Origin of the sequence: Streptomyces sp. NPDC048392 (assembly GCF_043200575.1) — a bacterium.
Taxonomy (GTDB): domain Bacteria; phylum Actinomycetota; class Actinomycetes; order Streptomycetales; family Streptomycetaceae; genus Streptomyces.
This window is the reverse complement of record NZ_JBICYB010000006.1, coordinates 246,660-262,238: the sequence shown is the minus strand read 5'-3', so window position 1 is coordinate 262,238 and position 15,579 is coordinate 246,660. Positions and strand designations below refer to the sequence as shown.

At 73.7% G+C, this 15,579-nt stretch carries 9 protein-coding genes; 6 read left to right on the top strand and 3 right to left on the bottom strand.

Annotated features, from left to right (window positions below; translation table 11 throughout):
- Positions 1–100: 100 nt before the first annotated feature.
- Positions 101–7,495: an SDR family NAD(P)-dependent oxidoreductase gene (locus ACGFYH_RS12440; protein WP_393803077.1), complete on the bottom strand. Its 7,395-nt coding sequence runs from the start codon at positions 7,493–7,495 to the stop codon at positions 101–103.
- Positions 7,496–7,652: 157 nt separating this feature from the next.
- On the opposite strand from ACGFYH_RS12440, the gene ACGFYH_RS12435 reads away from it, so the two are divergent.
- The 6 genes from ACGFYH_RS12435 to ACGFYH_RS12410 are packed head-to-tail and all read left to right on the top strand — an operon-like array spanning position 7,653 to position 13,683.
- Positions 7,653–8,684: a 3-oxoacyl-ACP synthase III family protein gene (locus ACGFYH_RS12435; RefSeq protein WP_393803076.1), complete on the top strand. Its 1,032-nt coding sequence runs from the start codon at positions 7,653–7,655 to the stop codon at positions 8,682–8,684.
- The gene (locus ACGFYH_RS12430) at positions 8,681–9,622 is read left to right on the top strand and encodes an alpha/beta fold hydrolase (RefSeq protein WP_393803075.1); all 942 of its coding nucleotides are present in this window, start codon (positions 8,681–8,683) and stop codon (positions 9,620–9,622) included. The genes ACGFYH_RS12435 and ACGFYH_RS12430 overlap by 4 nt, the downstream gene beginning before the upstream one ends.
- Complete coding sequence (locus ACGFYH_RS12425) at positions 9,619–11,196, top strand: AMP-binding protein (RefSeq protein WP_393803074.1); 1,578 nt, start codon at positions 9,619–9,621, stop codon at positions 11,194–11,196. The genes ACGFYH_RS12430 and ACGFYH_RS12425 overlap by 4 nt, the downstream gene beginning before the upstream one ends.
- On the top strand, positions 11,193–12,233 hold the full coding sequence (locus ACGFYH_RS12420; protein ID WP_393803073.1) for an NAD-dependent epimerase/dehydratase family protein: 1,041 nt from the start codon (positions 11,193–11,195) through the stop codon (positions 12,231–12,233). The genes ACGFYH_RS12425 and ACGFYH_RS12420 overlap by 4 nt, the downstream gene beginning before the upstream one ends.
- A complete protein-coding gene (locus ACGFYH_RS12415; protein ID WP_393803072.1) occupies positions 12,197–12,457 on the top strand; it encodes an acyl carrier protein in 261 nt (86 codons plus the stop codon). Before ACGFYH_RS12420 ends, ACGFYH_RS12415 begins: the two co-directional genes overlap by 37 nt.
- Complete coding sequence (locus tag ACGFYH_RS12410; RefSeq protein ID WP_393803071.1) at positions 12,454–13,683, top strand: beta-ketoacyl-[acyl-carrier-protein] synthase family protein; 1,230 nt, start codon at positions 12,454–12,456, stop codon at positions 13,681–13,683. Before ACGFYH_RS12415 ends, ACGFYH_RS12410 begins: the two co-directional genes overlap by 4 nt.
- 471 nt (positions 13,684–14,154) lie before the next feature.
- On the opposite strand, the gene ACGFYH_RS12405 is transcribed toward ACGFYH_RS12410, so the two are convergent.
- Both ACGFYH_RS12405 and ACGFYH_RS12400 read right to left on the bottom strand, forming a co-directional pair.
- Entirely contained in the window at positions 14,155–14,694 is a 540-nt protein-coding gene (locus ACGFYH_RS12405; protein WP_393803070.1) for a GNAT family N-acetyltransferase, read from the bottom strand.
- Between the two features lie 412 nt (positions 14,695–15,106).
- Positions 15,107–15,568 carry a GNAT family N-acetyltransferase gene (locus ACGFYH_RS12400; RefSeq protein WP_393803069.1) on the bottom strand — a complete coding sequence of 154 codons (462 nt, stop codon included), beginning with the start codon at positions 15,566–15,568 and terminating at the stop codon, positions 15,107–15,109.
- Between the last annotated feature and the right edge of the window lie 11 nt (positions 15,569–15,579).

The following is a 15,579-nucleotide window of genomic DNA, read 5'->3' as shown; positions in this document are numbered from 1 at the left end:
AAGCGCGTACGACAAGGCACCCGCGGCACCGCGGGACCGGTCCCCGGCTGCGGTGTCCGCCGTACCGGGGGGCCCGGCACGGCGGACACCCGCCGTGCGTCTATTGCCGCTCGTCGGTGCCCAGGTCCAGCCGCTGGTGGACCAGCCGGGCGAAGTGGGCCAGGGTGCGTCCGGTGGCCAGGTCGGCCGGTCCGAGGCGGATGTCGAACAGATCCCGGGCCTGCACCAGGAACTGCATCCCCAGCAGGGAGTCCAGTCCGAAGTCGGTGACGTTGAGCGTGGGGTCGAGGTCGGACGGGTCGGCCTGCAGGACACCGGCGAGGAGCTGGGTGATCACGTCGGTGATCTTGCGCACCGCCTCGTCCGCCGGGAGGTCCGCCAGCGCGTTCAGGAGCTCGTTACGGGCGTCCGGGGATGCCGCGGAGGACGCCGGAGCCAGCGGGGCGAACCGAGGGGTGGTCAGGGCGTGCAGCAGATGGCGTGCGGTCCCCCAGCGGTAGCGGCCCGCTCCGGCGACATCGGTGCCGGCGGCCAGGAGGTGGTCGGCGGTGGTCAGGACCTCGGCGGGGGTGAGCAGTTCGAGGCCGCGTCCTGCCATGGCGGCCCCCAGGCCGCTGCGGGCGACGTAGCCGGTTTCGCCGATCGGCCCCCAGGCCAGTGCCGTACCCGTCCGGCCGGTGCCGCGCCGGGCCCGGGTGAGGGCCTCCAGGTAGGCGTTGGCCGCCGCGTAGGCGGACTGTCCCGGATTTCCGATACTGGCGGAGACGGACGAGTACGCGAGGAACAGGTCCAGATCGCGGTCTGCGGTGAGGTGGTCCAGCAGGGCCGCGCCCGCCGCCTTGGGCGCCAGTACGGCGGCGAACCGGTCGTCGGTGAGCTCGGACAGCACCGCGTCGTCCATGTGCATCGCCGCGTGCACGATGCCTTTCAGTGGGTGCCCGGTGGCGTCCACGGCCTCGAGGACCCGGCGCAGCGCCGCTTCCTCGGTGACGTCGGCAGCGTGTGCGGTGGCCCGCACACCACGGTCGGTGAGTTCCCGCAGCAGGGTGCGCGCACCGGGGGCGTCGGGTCCGCTGCGGGAGAGCAGGGCCAGGTGCCGGGCCCCGCGATCGGCCAGCAGGTGTGCGGTGGCGGCGCCGAGCCCGCTCAGTCCACCGGTGATCAGGTAGGTGCCCTCGCCGTCGAGGCGGAGGGAGCCGGGTGCGGGTTCGACGGGGACGGGTTCGTCCAGGGGGTCGAAGGTGACGACGACCTTGCCGGTGTGCCGGGAGTGCTGCAGGAGGTGGAAGGCCTCGTCGACACGGGCGGCGGGATAGACCGTGTGGGGCAGGGGCCGGTAGGTGCGGGAGCCGATCGCCGCAGCGAAGTCCCCGACGAGCCGGGTCCGGAGAGCCGGGTCGTCGACGACGGCGTCGAGGTTGAAGCCGATGAAGGTGAGACTGCGGTGGAAGGGGCGCAGCGTGATCGGATTGTTGAGGAAGATGTCCCTCTTGCCGAGCTCGATGAAGCGGCCGTTGGGGCGCAGGAGGTCGATGCCCCGGGCGATGGCCTCACCGCTGAGGGAGTTCACCACGACGTCCACACCCCGGCCGCCGGTCAGCTCCCGCACCCGGGGGACGAAGTCCAGGCTGCGGGAGTCGAGTACGTGCTCGACGCCGAGCGTACGCAGCAGGTCGCGTTTGGTCTCCGTGCCGGCGGTGGCGATGACGCGGGCGCCCTGCCGGCGCGCGCACTGCAGGACGGCCAGACCCACCGCCCCGGCTCCGCCGTGGACGAGCACGGTCTCCCCGGCGCCGAGACGGGCCAGTTCGACCAGGGTGTGGTGGACGGTCAGGAAGGCGACGGGGAAGGTCGCCGCCTCCGTGAAGCTCATCCCGTCGGGAACGCGGACGACGGCGAAGGCGGCGGTCGTGGCGTGCGAGGCGAGTGCGGCGGGCACGAGGCCGCAGACCCGGTCGCCGGGCTTCAGGTCCTCTACCCCCGTTCCCACGGCCCGCACGATGCCGGCACCGTCGGTGCCCAGTCCGCGGCCGAGCGGACTGTTCTCCACCGCCTCGGGCGGCAGCAGGCCGTTGGCCCGCATGGGGTCGCGGTAGTTCAGAGCCACGGCCCGCATCTCCAGTACCACCTCGCCCGGTCCCGGCTCGGCGGCGTCCGCCTGCCGCCAGACGAGCCGCCGGTGCAGGCCCGGGTCACGGGCCTCCAGAATGAACGGCGTACCGGCGGGGACCCCCGGGGGCTCGTTCACCGGGTGCTGTACCTGCCGGGGCACGAACCGGCCCCGTGCGGTCAGGACGACCTCGTCCTCCCGAACGCTCCGGTCGTCGTCGCCGGGTGCGAGAAGTTCGCCGGCCAGGCGGCGGGCGTCGGTGTCGGCGTCGCCGGTGCGGTGGCAGGACAAGCGGCGCAGCGACAAGTCCGGGCGCTCGTTGGCGAGGGTGCGGCAGGCCGCCCAGACGGCCGCGTCCACCGGGTGCGTCGGCTGCTCCGGGGCCGGGAAGAGGCCGGTCGGACGTGTGACGAGCCATACCTGAGGGCTGGTTCCGCCCTTCAGGCCGTCGAAGGCGGTGGCCAGGGAGCGCAGGAGGGCTGCGCGGCGGGTGGTCCGCGTGACGGTCTCGTGCGGGCCGGGTGCGGCGAGCAGCAGGACGACACGCGGATCGGGCTCAGTGGGCAAGGCCGCGCTCCAGGAGGCGGCCTCGTCGGGCGCGGTGATCACGGTGGCCTTCCCGAGACGGGCTGCCAGAGCTCGCGCCGTCGCCGTCTCGGTGCCGTCCTCGACGGCGATCACCCAGGTGGTGCCCGGAACCGGCCGCGCTGTCTCGGTGACGGCCGTCGCCCGGCCGTGGTCCGCCGCGGCGAGGAGGACGGAGCGGTCCTCGGGCCCGGTCTGCGCCACACCGGAGAAGCCGCACCGGTGCAGCAGCGGTGTCCACCGGTCCCGGCCGAGGATGCGGGACACGGGACGCAGGGTGTGGTCCCCGCGCTCCCAGAAATCGTTCAGCGTGCCGTACAGCAGAGCTTGGAGCGGGGCGTGGTGCGGTTCAGTGGCCAGCAGGTGTCCGCCGGGGGCCAGCACGCCGTGCAGCCGGCGCAGGGTCGCGGCCAGGTCGGTGGTGGTGTGCAGGGCGTCGCCCGCGAGGACGAGGTCGTATCCGCCTCGGGGCAGGCCCTGGTCGGCCGGGTCGGCGTTCGGGTTCACCCTCCGGTAGTCGACGAAGTCGTAAGCCGAGAACCGGTGTTCGGCGCGGGTGAGAGTGCTGCCGGTGGGTGCGGTGCACGTGTAGCGGGTCCGGTCGGCCGGCAGCACGGGCAGGACCGCGGCCGTCAGGGCGGTGGTGGTCGCGCCGATCTCCAGGAGGCGCAGTGGGCGGTCGGCGGGCCAGCGGGCGACGATGTCACCCAGCAGGGCCTGCACGGCACGGTGGGCGAAGCGGTGGGTGGGGCCGGACTCGTGGAGTTGCTCGTAGGCGCTGTCCCCGGCCGGCAGGGTTTCGCGTGCGTCGGCGTGTCCCCGCACCACGTCGGGCAGCCGGCGCAGGTGCCGGTTGATGAGCAGTGTCTCGGCGCCGTAGGCGGGATGGTCCTCGACCAGGGCGCGCAGCAGGGCCTCGGCGCGGGTCTCCGCGCCGGTCAGCAGCCAGGTCTCCCCTGTCGGCCGGGCGAGACCGTGCTCGGCCAGCAGCGGCAGCATCAGCCGGGCGAGCCGTCGGTGCCGGGGCTGGAGGCCCCCGGCCACGAGGTCGTCCATCGAGAACGGGGCCGCCGGGTCGGCGAGAAGTCCGTGCAGCGTACCGGCCCAGCAATGGGCGCCGGCCTGCTCGGCGGCCGCGGTGAACCGGCGGTGGCCGCCGTCGTCCAGGGCGGTGCGTGCGGCGGCGATGCGCGGCTCGGCCGCGGATGCCACCTCGGCGGGCGTGGGGAGCGGGGAGCGCGGGGCGGCGGTCCCCGGGTGGGGGGCGGCCCTCAGGACGGTGCGCTGGACGGTCAGCGGGGTGTGTTCGGCCAGGTGTGCCCGGCGGGTGCGGCAGCCGTCGATCTCGACGGTGACCGTGCCGTCGGGGTCGGCGTAGGTGATGTCCCAGCACATCTCGTTGGCGCTGCGGCTGCGGCGGCGCAGATGTACGACGCCGGTGGGCGCGGGGGCGCGCCACACGCGTACGGCTCCGAACACGGTCGGGAGGAACGCGGCGGACTCCCCCCGCGCCTCGGCGAGGGCCACGGTGGCCTGCAACGGCGCGTCGATCAGGACCGGGTGGGCGGTGTAGGCGTCGGCGGGGTGCACCAGCCGGTAGCTGACCAGTGCCTCGCCGTCGCCGGTGTCGACGCGGTCGACGAGCTGGAAGTCCGGCCCGCAGTGCAGACCGATGCCGTGGCACATCTGGTAGAAGCCGGGGCCGTCGACGCTCCGGTCGCAGCGTGCCCGGAGTGCGCCGACGTCGAGCGGGGCCGGTGCCGTGCCGAGCAGGCTACGGACCTGTGCGCGTACCACGGGCAGGCACTCGCCGCCGTGTTCCTCACGGACGCTGATGGTCACGGCGCCGTCGTCGGGGGTGACCGCGGTCTGCAGGGCGACCGGCGTCGGGTCCGGCCATCGCAGGGACAGCGGACGGCCGATCTCCAGGTGCCGTACCTCGACCGGGCGGTCCATGGCCCGGCGACCGGCGCTCAGAGCCATCTCCACGTAGGCGGCGGCCGGCATGAGGACGTCGTCGCCGATCCTGTGGTCGCCCAGCCAGGGCACCAGTTGCGGCTCGACGGTGCCGTGCCACACGGGGTGCGGGGCGGGCATCCGTTCGCCCACCAGCGGATGGTCCAGCAGGCCGCTGCCGCTGGTGTGGGCGACCAGGTCCTGCGCGGTGCCGTGCCAGTGCCGTTCGTGCTGCCACGCGTAGGCGGGCAGGTCGACCACCCGGCCGGGGCGGGGGAAGTGGTGCCGCCAGTCGGTCGCGGTGTCGGCGGCGAGTACGGCGGCGACGGCCGCCGCGGTCTCGCGCAGGCCGTCCCCGTCGCGGTGCAGGGTGGGGACGCAGATGGCGCCCGTGTGGCGCAGATAGGGGCGCAGCACAGGGTGCGGTCCGATCTCGACCAGGACACCGGCGTGCTCGGTGGCGAGGTGGGCGGCGGCCTCGGCGAACCGTACCGGCTCACGGACGTTGCGCCACCAGTACGCGGCGTCGAGTTCGGGCCCGCCCAGCTGGGTGCCGGCGACGGTGGAGACGAACGGGATGCGGGCCGGGGCGGGTTCGAGACCGTCGAGGGCGTCGAGCAGCGGCTTCCTGATGGGGTCCATGGCCCGGCTGTGGAAGGCGTAGTCGAGGTCCAGTTCGCGGAAGAAGACGCCGCGGCCGGTCAGTTCGGCTCCCCAGGCCGCGAGCGCGTCGGCGTCCCCGGCCACGGTCACGTCCCGGTCGCTGTTGATCCCCGCGATCTCCAGTGCGCCGTCGTGGCGGAGCAGTTCCTCGCCTGCCTGTGCCTCGGGCAGGCCGACGGCGGCCATCCGGCCCCGGCCCGCCGTGGCGCCCTGGGTGCGGCTGCGTTCGGCGATCACCAGCGCGGCCTGCTCCAGGGTGAGGACCCCGGCGGCGAGGGCGGCGGCGACCTCGCCGACGCTGTGTCCGGTCACCGCCCGAGGGCGCACCCCGTGCGAGGCCAGCAGCGCGGTGAGGCCCACCTGCACGGCGAAGAGGGCGGGCTGGGCCACCTCGGTGCGCTGCCATTTCCGGGGTGAGGGGTGGGCCAGTTCCTTGGCCACCGACCAGCCCAGGTGGGGTGCGAGGGCCGCGTCGGCGTCCTGGACGGCCCTTCGGAAGACCGGTTCGCTCCGCAGCAGGTCGGCGGCCATGCCCGGCCACTGGGAGGCGTTGCCGGAGAACACGAAGGCGATTCCGTCCCGCTCGCCGGCGCGCACCATGGCCCCGCTCGCGGGCTCCGCGGCCGTCAGCCGGTCCAACTGCCGGGCGGCCTCTCGCGGGTCGGCGGCCAGTACGGCGGCGCGGTGCGGGTGCGCGGTGCGCCGTACGGTGCTGGTGTGGGCCACGTCGTAGAAGTCCGCCGGCTCGGCGTTCCGCAGTCGCTCCGCCATGCGGGCGGTCATCTGCTTCAGCGCCTTGGCGGACCGGGCGGAGACGACGAGGGGCAGCGGGCGTCCGTCCGGCATCGGGTTCGGCTCGGGCTGCCGGGCGGTGGGCGGCTGGACGACGACGGCGTGGGCGTTGGCTCCGCCGAAGCCGAAGGCGCTCACGCCGACGGCCGCCCTCTGTCCCGGGGCCAGTGGTACGGGGTCGATGGCGGGGGCCAGTCCCAGGCCGTCGAAGTCGATGCGGGGGTTGAGGGGAAGGGCGTGCAGGGACGCCGGTACCAGCCGGTGGCGCAGGACCAGGATCGCCTTGAGCAGGCCGGCCATTCCGGCGGCGGGTTCCAGGTGGCCGATGTTCGTCTTCACCGAGCCGATCGGCAGCGGTCCGCGGCTGCGGCGCCGGCCCAGGGCCCGGCCGATGGCCTCGGCCTCCGCCGGGTCGCCGGCCTGGGTGCCGGTGCCGTGGGCCTCGACGTACACCAGGTCGTCCGCGTCGATCCCGGCCTCCGCGTCGATCCCGGCCTCCGCGTAGACCGTGTGCAGCAGCGCCTCCTGGGTCTCGGCGCTGGGCACGATCATTCCGGTGCTGCGGCCGTCGGTGTTGTTGCCGGTGGCGGCCAGTACGGCGTGGACGCGGTCACCGTCCGCCACCGCGTCCGCGAGGCGCTTGAGGACGAGCACCGCACCGCCCTCCGCGCGGACGAACCCGTCGGCGTCGGCGGAGAACGCCGCGCAGCGTCCGCGCCGCGACAGCATGCCCGCGTAGGAGAAACCGGCGAAGGAGTAGGGGCTGGACAGCACGTTGACGCCGCCGACCAGGGCGACGCGGCCCGGGCCCTCGCGCAGGGTGCGGCAGGCCCGGTCCAGGGCGACCAGGGCGGAGGAGCAGGCCGTGTCCACGGCCATGCTCGGCCCGCGCAGGTCGAAGGCGTACGACATCCGGTTCGCCGTGATGGACAGGGTGGCGCCGGGCATGGTGTGCGGGCTGGTGTGGTCCTGCATCATCGACAGGTTCACGCCGTAACCGGGGTCGGAGACGCCCACGTACACGCAGGTGTCCGACCCGGCCAGTGCCTCGGCGGGAATGGCGGCGTCGTCCAGAGCCTCGGCGGCCATCTCCAGCAGCAGCCGCTGTTGCGGGTCGATGTGCCGAGCCTCCGCGGGTGACATGCCGAAGTAGGCCGCGTCGAACGAGGCGACGTCCTCGAGAAAGCCGCCGGCGGCGGTGTAGCTGCGACCTGCCCGCACGCCTCCCGGGTCGACGATCCGGTCGCGGGGCAGCCGGTCGGCGGGCATCTCGCCGACCACGTCGCGCCCGTCGCGCAGCACGGCCCACAGGCCGTCCAGGTCGGTGATGCCTCCGGGAAGCCGGCACCCCACGCCCACCACCGCCACGGCCCGTTCAAGCTGCTGCATCGCCAAGTCCCCACTCCTTCACACCGATCACTGGCCTTCGTGCGGATTGAAGTGGACGAAGCGGTCAACGAGTGGAGAAATTCTCTGTACGGCACTCGTTGTAGTGAATGTCAGCACACATACGTCATGACGGTTTCGCAACGGATACGGTGACCCGGTGCCCGAAGCCATCCGTGCCCGTATCGCCGCCGTCTCCGCTCATCTTCCGTCCCGGTACCGGACCTTGGACGAAACCCGCGCCAAGATCACCGAGACGGGGGGCGGCTACTCCCCGCCGCCCGGTCTGCTGGAGGATCTCACCGGTGTGCGCGGGGTCCACGTCCACGAGGTCGGCGAGAACGCCTCCGACCTCGCCGTGGCAGCCGCCCGCAGCGCGCTTGACGAAGCCGGTCTGAAGATCGGCGATGTGGACCTGCTGCTGTTCGCCTCGACCTCGCAGGACCTGATCGAACCCGCGACCGCCCACCTCGTGGCCACCAAACTGGGCGCCTCCTGCCCCGTGTTCGACATCAAGAACGCCTGCAACAGCTTCCTCAACGGCATGGAGGTGGCCGCATCGTTCATCGAGACCGGCCGTTACAGCACGGTCCTCATCACCTGCGGTGAGCCCTCCACCCTGGCCACCCGCTGGCACCTTCCCGACCGTGAGGACCTGCTCAGGGCACTTCCCGGCTACACGGCCTCCGACGCCGGTGCCGCGATGGTGCTCACCGCCGGCCCCGCGGGCGACGGCGATCCCGGCATCCTGTCCCTCCGGTTCGTCAGCAACTCCCCCGCTTGGGAGGCCTGCACGGTGGCCGGCGGCGGGAGCATGCACCACCTCTCCGTCCACGACGACCACACCACCCTGCGCCTGAACGGGGACCTGCGGCAGAGCGCACTCGACGTGCTCCCTCAGATCATGGACACCGCCGGGGAGGAACTCCGGGCGGCGCAGGCCGGCGCCTACTCCTTCATCGCCTTCCACCAGATCGCCATGCCGCAGTACCGCGAGGTGATCGACACCTTCTCCCTGCCCGAGGACCGGTGCATGCCCGCGGTGGCCGAGCACGGGAACTGCGCGGCGGCCTCCCTGCCCTTGCAACTGGCCAAGGCACGGGAGGCCGACCGCATCGAGAGCGGGGACCTGGTGGCGATGATCGGTCTGGCCAGTGGTTTCAGCTTCGGTCTGGCGCTCGTCCGGTGGTGACCGCGCGAGCCGGGCAGGCCCCGGCACCGGATTCCGCCGCACTGGAACGGCTGATGCCGGGCTACCCCGCGCCCCGGCACTGGCGGCGGGTGCCGGTCACCGGTCAGCACTACCTCGACCTCGGCTCCGGCCGGCCGGTGCTGTTCCTGCACGGCAATCCGTCGTGGAGCTACGTCTGGCGCAAGCTGCTGCACCGGCTCGCCCCGCACGCCCGCTGCCTCGCCCCCGACCTGCCGGGCTTCGGGCTGTCCCGGCACCTGCGGCCGGCGGACGGGGTGCCCGACCCCTACGAGGCACAGCTGGAAGGCATGGACAGCCTCCATCGCCACCTGGTGCGCAACGAGGGCCTGCCCGAGCGCGGCTGGACGTTCGTCCTGCACGACTGGGGCGGCGCGCTCGGAACCGCCTGGGCACTGCGCAACCCGGGCGTCGTGGCCCGGCTGGTCGTCTGCAACACCGTGGCCTTCCCCTTCCCGGACGGTTTCCGGCTGCCGTTCTACCTGCGCTGGATCCGCGACCACCGGCCGGTCGCCGAGTTCGTCCACGCCACCAACGCCTTCGCCCGCGTCGCCGTACGGGCCGGAGTCCACCGCCCGCTGCTCCCGGCCGAGCGGCGGGCCTACCTGCGGCCCTACGCACGCCACGCGGAACGCCGGGCGGTCACCGACGCCGTACGCGCGATCCCCCGAGGCCCCGCGGACCCCGCGTGGCGCCTGCTCGAACCCCCAGGCACCGGGACCGGCCTGGCGGACCTGCCTCTGCTCGTCGGGTGGGGCATGCGCGACCCCGTGTTCACTCCGGACCTGCTCCAGGAGTGGGCGCGCCGGTGCCCGCAGGCCGTCATCCACCGCTTCCCCGGCGCCGGGCACTTCGTCATGGAGGACGCCGCGGCCGAACTGGGCGACCTCATCCGTGACTTCCTCCAGGGAGCCCCATGACCACGACCGCCGCGGACTTCACCGGGCGCCTGGCCGAGCGGCCGGACGCCATCGCCCTCGTGGAATGCCGTGGGGGAGCCTCCCGGACGACCCGGCGCGGCGAACTGGTGCGCCACTGCCGCCACATCGCCCAGGTCCTGCGCGACGCGGGGGTCCGGCCCGGCCACAAGGCCGTCGTGATGACCCGCGACGCCCACGATCTCACCGCCGTCTCGTACGCACTGGTCCTTCTCGGCGCCGTACCCGTGCTGATCGAACCGCGCGCCGAGGTGGGCCGCTGCCTTCAGGACATCGCACCGGACGTCTTCGTCGGGGAGCCGCTGGCCCACCTGGGGCGCCTGGCGCTGGGGTGGGGCCGCCCCCACGTCCGGACCCCGCTGGTGACCGGATCCGCGCCGCTCCCCGTGGGACGGCGACTGGTCACCCGGAAGCCGGCCGGCGATACCTCGCCCCCGCAGGTGCGTGAGCCCGGCGCCGACGAACCGGCCCTCATCGCCTTCACGTCCGGCTCCACGGGACGGCCGAAGGGCGCGGAGTACCGCCACTCCACCCTGGCCGGGCAGCTCGACGCCCTGACGACGCTGATGGACCCCCGGCCCGACGACGTACTCCTCGCCGGATTCCTGCCGGTCGCGCTGCTCGGTCCGCTGCTGGGCCTGGCCACCGTCGCCCCGGCGGTGAACCACCTGGCCCCGGCCCGCACCTCGCCGGAGGAAGTCGTCGGGCCCCTTCGGGAACACCGGGCGAGTATCGTCCTGGCCTCCCCCGCCGTCCTCACCCTGATCGCCCGTCACTGTGCCCGCCAGGGCGTCACCCTGCCCTCGGTCCGGCAGATCCTCTCCTTCGGAGCTCCGCTGCGCACCGGTCTCGCCGACGCCCTGCGCGACGTTGTGCCGGACGACGCCGAGATCCTCAGTGTGTACGGCGCCACGGAGTGCCTGCCCGTGTCCGCGATCGACGACCACGACCTGCGGGCCTCGCGCACCGCGCCGCCCGCCGGGCACTCGGGCACCTGCCTGGGCCGGCCGCTGCCCGGCATCCGCGCCCGGATCCTGGACGCCGACGCCACCGGGCTCGGCGAGATCGCCGTCACCGGTCCCACCGTCAGCCCCGCCTACCACGCGCGTCCCGACGCCGACGCCGCCACCAAGAGCGACACCGACCACGGTGTGGTGCACCGCACCGGGGACCTGGGCCGGCTCGACGACGAGGACCGGCTGTGGTTCCTGGGCCGTAAGGCCCACCTGGTCACCGGCACCGGCTTCACCCTGACCACCGAGGACATCGAGGCGGCGGCGGACACCGCCCCCGGCATCCGGCGCACCGCCCTCGTCGGCGTCGGCACGGCCGTGTGCCAACTGCCCGTGCTCTGCGTGGAACCCCTGGCCCCCACCTCCCGCGCCTGCGCCCTGGAGGCGGTCCGCGCCGTTCTCAAGGACCACCCGGACGGGCACCGGGTCGGCGCCGTGCTGATCCGTACCGCCTTTCCCACCGATCCCCGGCACAACTCGAAGATCGACCGGATGCGACTGGCCGGCTGGGCCGCCAAGCGCCTGCGCGGGAGAGTCCGATGAAGGTACTGGTCACCGGCGGAAGCGGCTTCCTCGGTCTGGAGATCTGTCGCCGACTGAGCGCACGCGGCGTCGTCACCTCTTCCCTCAACCGCCGCCCGAGCGGCGCGCTGCAACTGCTGGGCGTCCACCAGCACCTGGGCGACCTCGCCGATGCCGCAGCGGTCTCCCGTGCCGTCGCCGGGTGCGACGCCGTCATCCACAACGCCGCCCTGGCCGGAGTCAGCGGCCCTCCGCGGCCCTACTGGGCCACCAATGTCGTCGGCACCCGACATGTCGTCGAGCAGTGCCGCGCCCACGGCGTGCGCACGCTCCTCTACACCTCGACCGCCAGCGTCGCCTTCCGGCCCGGCGGCCTGGAGGGTGTCACGGAGAGCCTTCCCGTCGCGCCCCGTCACCTGGCCGCCTACCCCGCCACCAAGGCCCGCGCCGAGGCGCTGGTACTGGCGGCCCACGGCCCGGAGCTGGCCACCGTCTCGCTGCGACCGCACATCATCTGGGGACCCGGCGACCCGCATTTCGCCCCCGCTCTCGCACGCGCAGTGCGGGCCGGCCGCCTGCCGATGCCCGGTGACGGCGGCAACCTCGTCGACACGACCCATGTCCGTACCGCCGCCCACGCCCATCTGCTCGCCCTGGACGGCCTGCGGCAGTCGCCGGAGACGGTGGGCGGCCGCGCCTACTTCATCGGGCAGGGCGACCCGCGTCCGCTGCGTGAGATCACCCGGCACTTCCTGCGCGCCGCCGGCATCGACGCCCACTGGTGCGCCGTACCGCCCCGGCTCGCCACCGCCGGGGCCGCGGTCGGCGACACGCTCCTGCGCGCGGCACGCAGTACCCGCACCCACGCCCTGAGCCGCTTCCTGGTCGCGGAGCTGCTGCATCCGCACTACTTCGACCTCACCGCGGCCCGCCGTGACCTGGGCTTCGCGCCGGCGGTCGGATTCGACGCCGGTATCGCGGAGCTGACCCGGTCCACCCCGAACGACAGCAAGGAGACACCGTGCCGGACACCTACGACACCATCCGATCCATCCTGAGCAGCGCCTTCCGCGTCCCCGTGGACGAGATCCGGCCCGACCTCACGCTGGAGCAACTGGACCTGGACTCCCTGGCCCTGACGGAGCTGGTACTCATCGTGCACGAGCGCTTCGGGGTGAAGATCGACAGCGCGTACGCCTCCCGGAGCACGACCGTCGCGCAGGTTGCCGGCCATCTCGACACATTGCGCGCGGGTGACACCGGGGCGGTGGCCTCCTCGTGAGCGATCCCGTCGCCGTCACCGGCCTCGGCCTGATCACCCCCGCCGGGGAGAACACCGGCGCCACCTGGGACACGGTCCGCCGCGGCGCGGGCACCGCGGCCGCGCACGACCCGACGCTGGCCGGCCTTCCCGTGGACTTCTCCTGCCGCGTCCCGCTGTGCCGCGACGACCTGGACCGGCGCGTCGGCCGCACCGCCTGGCGCATGTCGCACAACGCCGTGCTGGCGGTGCTCGCCGCCCGTGAGGCGGTGCACGACGCCGGCCTCGATGCCCGGACGTGGGACGGCGACCGGGTCGCCGTCGTCATCGGCTGCGGGCTGGGAGCGGACGCGGTGCGCGAGGAACAGTCCAGGCGGCTGACGGAGCGGGGCGCCGACATGGTCTCCGCGCTCACCATCCCTCAGATCATCCCCAACATGGCGGCCGGGGAGGTCTCCATCGACCTCGGGGCCCGCGGCCCCGGCCTCGCCCCGGCCACCGCCTGTGCCTCCGGCGCCACCGCCGTCGCCGTCGCCCGCGACCTTCTCGCCGCCGGCCGGTGCGACGTCGCGGTGGCCGGAGCCACCGAAGCCGCCGTCACCCCGCTGTCCACCACGGGCTTCTGGCGCGCCGGCGCCCTGTCGCGCCGCACCGAGGCGGTCACCGGCGCGTCCCGGCCGTTCGCCGCCGACCGTGACGGCTTCGTCATGGCAGAAGGCGCCGGCGTCCTCGTACTGGAGCGGACCGCGGACGCCGCCACCCGTGGTGCCCGCGTCCGCGCTCTGCTGGTGGGCTGCGGCAGCACCTCGGACGCCCACCATCCCACCGCGCCCGCCCCGGACGGCCGGGGCGCGGAGGCGGCTCTGCGCACCGCCCTGGCGGACGCGGGTCTGGCTCCGCACGACGTCGACCACGTCAACGCCCACGGCACCTCCACACCGGCCAACGACGCCGCCGAGTCGGCCCTGATCGCGCGGGTGCTGCCGCACCGCCCCAGTGTCACCGCGCCCAAGGGTGTGCTCGGCCACAGCTTGGGCGCGGCGGGCGCCGTGGAGGCGGCGCTGACCGTGCTCACCCTTCAGCACGGCACGGTGCCCCCGGTCGCGAACCTTGACGCCCCGGCTCCGGGGTTCGACATCGACTGCGTCACCAAGGACCCCCGCCGGCAGGACGTCCGTGTCGCCGTCAGCCACTCCTTCGGCTTCGGCGGACACAATGTCGTCCTTGTCATGGCCAGGGCCTCCTGACCGGCTCGGCGGCCGGGAGCGGTTGGGCGGACGGCGGGCCCGCGTCGGTTCAGCGGGACTCCGGGCCATCGGGGGCCTGAGGGCGTCCGCGGTGCCCGTTCCCGCGCCGGGCCGGCCGGTTGGAGAGCCCTCGGGCGGCAGGCCGCGTCAACACGACGGCGCCGCCGGTGACCTTGATGGCGTGAACGGCCACCGGGCCGACGGCCAGGCGCCCCATCGCGCTGTCGATGGAGTCCAGCAGTCCGCGCACCCGGTCGCTGGCCCGAGGCGGCTCTGAGCGACACGGGCGTCGTGAGGGAGAGACCGGCGAGCGGGTTGGCGAAGACCGGCCCTCCTGTCTGCCAGCAGGTGGGCGTGGAGGTCTGCATGCCGGCACCTGCGCTCCGTGCCTGACGGCATGTCCGGCATCGATTCCGTATGCGATGTCTCCCAGGAGAAGCTGCGGGAACCGCCGCATTGTCGGGCACGTGCTCAATCACAAGGCATGACCGGGGGCCGCACGCCGAGCCACTGCTCAGCGTCCCAGGCCCGGAACCGCTCAGCCTCCGTGAACCCCAGCTTCGCCGCGAGGCGCATCGAGCAGACGTTGGCGGTCTGGGTGGCGAGCACCACCGGCTCGCCGGGAAGGACGCCGTCGAACCAGTCGAGTGCCGCCGCGCACGACTCGGTGGCGTACCCGAATCCCCACGCCCGCGGCAGGAACAGGTAGCCGAGATCGACCTTCCCCGCAGCAGCCGGGCGATGGTGCTCCGATGCTCTCCTGAGCAGGATCTGGCCGATCATCGCCCCGTCGAGATCGACGACGAAACTCCCGGGCCACCGCTCGGGCACCTCGGGCAGCTCGCGCTCGAGTTCGTCACGCGGCCGAGGGCCGCCGAGGTAGGTGTGCACCTCGGGGGACGCCAGCAGTTCGATGAACGCCGCACGGTCCTGAGCCTCGGGCTCACGGAGCACGAGCCGCTCGGTCCTGATGCGGGCAGGCGGCCAGGCGACGGGTCCGAGCGCAGTCATCCGACAAGCCAACCAGCAGGCTCGACGGCTCCCCCGGTGACGGCGCGCGGCTGACCGGGCAGCGCGTCGGGGCCGGCACTCCGTCCCCGCGGGGGGAGCGCGCGGGTTCCCGGGCGCGGGTCGCACGCCGCGACGGCGGGTGACCCGCGCGCGTGCGTCCGTCCTACGACGGCGCCCCCGGCGGGGTGTCGCGCCCCCGCGGTGGCGGAGGCGGCATTGGACCGGGCGGACACGGGTTGTCCGAGCACCTCGTCGCGGCGGCCCGGTCGGCGGCGGGCGTCTTCACTGAGGCTGCTCGGGTACTGACGGGCCAGGGCTGCACGAGGTCCGACACCACCGGCCGCGACGTGGCTCGCGGACTTCTCCGGCGCGTGCCGGGCATGCGGCCCGGACCACCCAGGTCTGGGCGGCATCAGCCCGGAACCTCGATCAGGTACCGGGCGAGGGTGCGGCCGGAAATCGACCCGGAGGGAACACGGCCGGCGAGGACACCGCCCATGGCCTCGTAGAAGGGCTCGGCGTTGGGGTCGGCGTCAATGGTGAACCGGGTGAATCCCGATGATCGAGCAGCCTCCACGGCATGGGTGAACAACAGACGTCCGATGCCCTGTCCGATCGCATCCGGGTCGACGAACATCATGCCCAGGACGCCGCTCGGCGGCTCACCCTCCAAGGTCGTGAATCCCAAGACGCTGCCGTCTCGCTCCGCGACAGCCGTCCGGCGACTGGCGAGCTCTCCATCTCCGAGCGTGAGCTCCTCGCGGCACGCCGCGAGAAACGCGGCGTCATACCCCCAGTGAGCCTTCGAGCGGAGGGCCAGATCGGACAGGAAGCTCGCTTCCCCCGGCTGGGCGGGCCGGATCGAGGTTCTCAACTCAGTACCCC

Excerpts from the sequence above, each read along its gene's own strand:
- ACGFYH_RS12440 (WP_393803077.1), bottom strand. The coding sequence starts at position 7,495 with ATGCAGCAGCTTGAACGGGCCGTGGCGGTGGTGGGCGTGGGGTGCCGG.
- ACGFYH_RS12425 (WP_393803074.1), top strand. The coding sequence starts at position 9,619 with ATGACCACGACCGCCGCGGACTTCACCGGGCGCCTGGCCGAGCGGCCG.
- ACGFYH_RS12420 (WP_393803073.1), top strand. The coding sequence starts at position 11,193 with ATGAAGGTACTGGTCACCGGCGGAAGCGGCTTCCTCGGTCTGGAGATC.
- ACGFYH_RS12405 (WP_393803070.1), bottom strand. The coding sequence starts at position 14,694 with ATGACTGCGCTCGGACCCGTCGCCTGGCCGCCTGCCCGCATCAGGACC.